Annotated in this window: 6 protein-coding genes and 1 pseudogene; 3 read left to right on the forward strand and 4 right to left on the reverse strand. The window is 44.6% G+C overall.

Features of this window, described 5'->3' with window-relative positions; genetic code table 11:
* Nucleotides 1-190, reverse strand: a pseudogene (locus tag F6K38_RS35755) (type I methionyl aminopeptidase); the annotation flags it as partial.
* A 252-nt stretch (nt 191-442) separates the two neighbouring features.
* On the opposite strand from F6K38_RS35755, the gene F6K38_RS35760 reads away from it, so the two are divergent.
* On the forward strand, nt 443-895 hold the full coding sequence (locus tag F6K38_RS35760; RefSeq protein ID WP_287251943.1) for a MerR family transcriptional regulator: 453 nt from the start codon (nt 443-445) through the stop codon (nt 893-895).
* A gap of 18 nt (nt 896-913) precedes the next feature.
* Here F6K38_RS35760 and F6K38_RS35765 read toward each other — a convergent pair whose 3' ends face one another.
* Nucleotides 914-1,561 (reverse strand): hypothetical protein, encoded by a 648-nt coding sequence (locus tag F6K38_RS35765; RefSeq protein ID WP_287251941.1) that lies wholly within the window; start codon nt 1,559-1,561, stop codon nt 914-916.
* A gap of 139 nt (nt 1,562-1,700) precedes the next feature.
* Here F6K38_RS35765 and F6K38_RS35770 point away from each other — a divergent pair, with 139 nt between their 5' ends.
* Both F6K38_RS35770 and F6K38_RS35775 read left to right on the forward strand, forming a co-directional pair.
* A complete protein-coding gene (locus F6K38_RS35770) occupies nt 1,701-2,981 on the forward strand; it encodes an urease accessory protein UreH domain-containing protein (RefSeq protein ID WP_008179691.1) in 1,281 nt (426 codons plus the stop codon).
* A 154-nt stretch (nt 2,982-3,135) separates the two neighbouring features.
* Complete coding sequence (locus F6K38_RS35775; RefSeq protein WP_287311221.1) at nt 3,136-3,576, forward strand: hypothetical protein; 441 nt, start codon at nt 3,136-3,138, stop codon at nt 3,574-3,576.
* A gap of 245 nt (nt 3,577-3,821) precedes the next feature.
* Here the strand turns inward: F6K38_RS35775 and F6K38_RS35780 are convergent, their stop codons facing one another.
* Both F6K38_RS35780 and F6K38_RS44550 read right to left on the reverse strand, forming a co-directional pair.
* A complete protein-coding gene (locus F6K38_RS35780; protein ID WP_008179693.1) occupies nt 3,822-4,070 on the reverse strand; it encodes a YggT family protein in 249 nt (82 codons plus the stop codon).
* 128 nt (nt 4,071-4,198) lie between these two features.
* Complete coding sequence (locus tag F6K38_RS44550) at nt 4,199-4,312, reverse strand: hypothetical protein (RefSeq protein ID WP_502709633.1); 114 nt, start codon at nt 4,310-4,312, stop codon at nt 4,199-4,201.
* Nucleotides 4,313-4,366: the final 54 nt, after the last annotated feature.

The raw sequence follows: 4,366 nt of genomic DNA on the forward strand, positions 1-4,366 counted from the left end.
CCGCTGTGCTCATTCCTGGCTCAACCATTTCAGAAATTTCTTTGAGTACTGTTGCCACAATAGTTGCCGCCTGCCGCATGATCTCAATTTCACGCTCAGATTTGATTTCAATCCGTCGGCGTTTTTTCTTGGGACGGGAGGGATTAGAGGGATTAGTGACTCCTGAAAGCAGGTTACTTAGAATGTTCATTTGATAATTATTAGTTAATTAAGAATTATTAAAGAATTATTATATCTTTCGATTTTCTTTCTATTTTCGGTTCCTAGCTCTATTGAGTAAAAATTCCTAGCAGGATGGATCCCAACACTTCACTAAGAATAGGATAAATCCCCTCTTTCAACAAAAAGTTATTCCAGTTAAGCACAACTTGACATTAATGGTCGATTTTCATTATACTACATATGTCGGAATAGTTAATCAAATCAAGTTTAGAGTTAACTGATGAACAAGTGCGTTTGTACTACTGAAGCAGCATCTCTGTTAGGAATATCTTCTAGACGATTGAGACAACTCCTCCAAGACGGTCGCGTCCGGGGTGCCTATAAAAGCGGCAAATTCTGGATTATTCCTCTGTTCAATCATTTACCGCAAATCATCAAGGGCAGCCGTGGCCCAAAGGGCAAGTGGCGTAAAAGTCGTCCTCCGGCTCTAGCTAAGATCAATGTCAATCGCAATCGCATTGGTAGCAACAAAACTAAACGTCCCGAAGAGCGTCAGCCAGTGATTTCAGTGAAACGAAGCGGCAACAATCTATACGGCAACCAGGTCGAAATTCTTGGTCCGTGTCGGATTGTGTATCAACCGGATCACCCTCTTGATTGTGGTGCTCGTCTGTGGATCGAAACCTTTAGTGATATTCACTTTATCGGTGGTAGTTTTCCCGCCACTGCCTAGTAGAAGGTAGGGTTATATTTACTTTTTTCCGGTTGCCTTTTTCCATAACAACACACTTCCTATACCTAGGATGAGTAAGGCAAAAATCCCTATGGGCAACCACCACTGTAATAATTGAGGCTCTGATGGTGCAGTATCCTCGAAGGATTCTGAAAAGGATTCTGAGTGCTGGTTAAATTCAGGTTCAGTGGTAGGACTTGGCACAGTCGCAGTTTTTTTCCCAGGAGTGACTGTAACGTCGTACTTGATCTCAAATGGCTTAAAACTAGCTCCTGATTTAGGAGTACCGCTTAAGACTAACTCATAGACTCCCGCTTTAGGAAAGACTAGATCAGCTCCAGGAATACCAAGGTATTTTTCAGCTGATATAGCTTTGAGCTGTGGCTCAAGGATAGGGGAATTCCCTTGGTCTGATGAGGATTTAGAATAAACCACTAATTGACAGTCACATTGCTCTAGGGGAATGAGTTGTCCCCCTTGGCGAGTAAGGGCAAACCATGCTAGAGCAGGTTCTCTAGCGCGAGGATTGTGATTGGGTTCAATGTGGAAGGTAGCACCGACATCGGCAGAGGTTTTAATGTTGTGAGAAATTATCGGAAAATACTGCTCAGTTCTGAGTGCTGAGTTTTCAGTAGAGGAAATGTGGGATCGCAGTTGAATGGTCATGGGGGTTAACTCTTAATGCTAAGATTTCTTCAAAGATGCTCTTAGCTCCTAACCAGAAAATGCCGGAGATACAGAGGATATCGAAGATCACACATGAATCTTTTGATTATAAATTGCTATAAGTTCACAATAAGGATGAATGGCTGATGATAATATTTACCATAGTCTTATAGCTAAGGAACATAAGCACGGAATGGTTTTAGATTTGCTGCTGGTCATGACCCTAGGGTTTCTGGGCAGTTTTGGTCACTGTGTGGCAATGTGTGGACCTCTGACAGTGGCGTTTTCCCTATCTCAGCAGCAGGAAAAGTCTCCAAAGTGGCTCCATCAGCTGGGTTTTCATAGTCTCCTTAACCTAGGACGAACAATTAGTTATGCTCTTGTCGGAGCTGCACTTGGGGGTATGGGTTCGGTCTTGATTGCTAGTGGTCAGTTGGCTGGGATTGGCAGTGGATTGCGCCAAGCCATGGCAATTCTGACTGGTTTAATGCTTATTTGGTTTGGCTGTGTGCAGCTTAAACCCGATTGGATTCCCCGTCTGCCCCTATTACACCCCCTATCTAAAGGGATTGGGCATCAACGGCTGACGGTCGCGATGACTAAATTGTCTGGGGAATCTCAGTGGTGGACACCAGCCCTTTTAGGAGGAGTCTGGGGTTTGATGCCTTGTGGATTCCTGTATGCTGCTCAGATTAAAGCAGCGGAAATGGGTAATCTTTGGTGGGGAGCAGCAACGATGCTGGCCTTTGGACTGGGAACGATGCCCATGATGCTAGGAGTGGGTGTATCTGCATCTAGACTCAGTGTTAGCAAGCGCAGCCAGCTGTTTCGCCTAGGAGGCTGGGTTACCCTCACGATTGGTATTTTAACCCTTCTCCGTACCGATGCTATGGTGGATTACACCGGTCATGGGGCGCTGCTGTTACTGATGTTAGCTTTGATTGCTCGTCCGATTAGTCGTTTGTGGGCTGGGCTGTTACGCTATCGTCGGGCTTTAGGAGTGGGGGCATTTGTGTTGGCGATCGCTCATACATTTTTTAGGCTAGACCATGCCTTGAACTGGAAGTTAGATGCTATGGGGTTTATGCTACCGCAGCATAAGTGGGGTCTGTTAGCAGGAATTTTAGCCCTCGTGTTGATTACCCCAGCGGCTCTCACGAGTTTTGACCACTTACAGAAGGGTTTGGGCAAGCTTTGGCGACGGATTCATTTATTGAGTATCCCTGCTTTAGTCCTAGCTGCAATTCATGCCGTGATGATTGGTTCGAGCTACCTGGGACAGTTAGCTTTGACTGGAAACAACCATCTCAGAGCTGTCAGTTTGGGAATAATTACCTTAGGAGTTTTGCTAGTGCGATCGCGTATTGTTTGGTCAGGGTTATCCCTAGAAAAGTTCTACCTTCCCCCCAAATCTTGGTAATGGTTACTGATTTTACACTGAGCTTTTGACCCATCCACTTCAGTGTTAGCTATTCAGTATTACCTATAGTTAACAATATTTTCTCTGCTTCAAGCTAAACCCTATCCAATTTACATGTAAAGTAGCTATAATCGGTAAATTTTTGGTGGGCTTTATGGGATTGCGAAATTGGTTAACTGCTACTGCTGTAGCTTGTCTGATTTGGGTGATCAGCTCGGCATTTGCTCCCCCTGCGTTGGCTGTGATCCGCATTAAACTCTCCAACTTGTCTTCCCAGGAGTGTCCCTTAGAAATTGGGAAAGGCAGGGTGATCAGTGGTGGGGGTTCGGCTAGGCAGGCTAGTTGCTATCTGATCAAGGGTAAAGCCAAGAATCCCACTGGCAGAAAGGTGTTTGATGCTGATGTTTTTGGTCGTATCTTGGATGCCAATGGCAATAATACCTTCCCAAATCGGGGTCGCGTGGGGTTAATTGATGAAGTGGAACCAGGAACCAGTGATTTTGAAATCCAGGTTACGGTTCCTGCTAATGTAAAAACGCCTCTGATCCTTAAGGGTTTTAAGGCATCCGGTTTTAGGAACAGAATTGGTCGTTGACTGGTTCAGGCTTAAGTGCTGTCGCCCCTGTCTTGATGCAGCGCCATCTTGGTAAGGTCACCTCACCAAGACGGCTTAGGTGCGCCTGACCCGTAATTTAATTCGCCACGGGTCGCACCTATGCATCGTTTTCCCATTTATCCTTTACCTATTCTAGATAAGCTAAATTTAGAGCACGCTAATTTGATACTGTGAACAAGGATTAGAACTTACTATTCTGATTACAGCTGTTGATCACGGCTATGCTAAAACAGCCCAGCTACAATTTGTAGAAGAAAAATCGCCACTATGGGGGAAAAATCTATACCTCCAAGGGGTGGAATGAAGGAACGGAAAATATTCAGGTAAGGGTCAGTAATTGGACTTAAGACAGAAGCGACCTGATTCGCCCAATCCATTGTTTGAAACCAAGTTAACAGAATTCGGACAATTAATAGAACTAGATAGATTTGGATAAAGCTCTGGAGAGTGCTGGTGAGCAGTTCTGTAGCCATAGATTTATAAGCTTTCTTAGTAAGTTTGTATGAGTGTTATGCCTTGATGTTAAGTTTAACGGATTTAGATCACCCTGTGCCTGAAGACCAATGCAGTACAGCTTTAAAATGCCTAAAACAGAATTATTTCATGGCTCAAGCACCCGTTCATGTGTATTTGCCTCAGCTGTACCTTTCACTGTGCTGACTTGTTGACGTACATCGTCAATGGCTGAATTGAGCTGGGCAATTTTGTCTTCCAAACTCTGACGTGCCGCTTCAATGCTTGCTTCTGCCTTTAGTTCGCGCTTTCTAGC

This window comes from Moorena sp. SIO3B2, assembly GCF_010692525.1.
Lineage (GTDB): Bacteria > Cyanobacteriota > Cyanobacteriia > Cyanobacteriales > Coleofasciculaceae > Moorena > Moorena producens.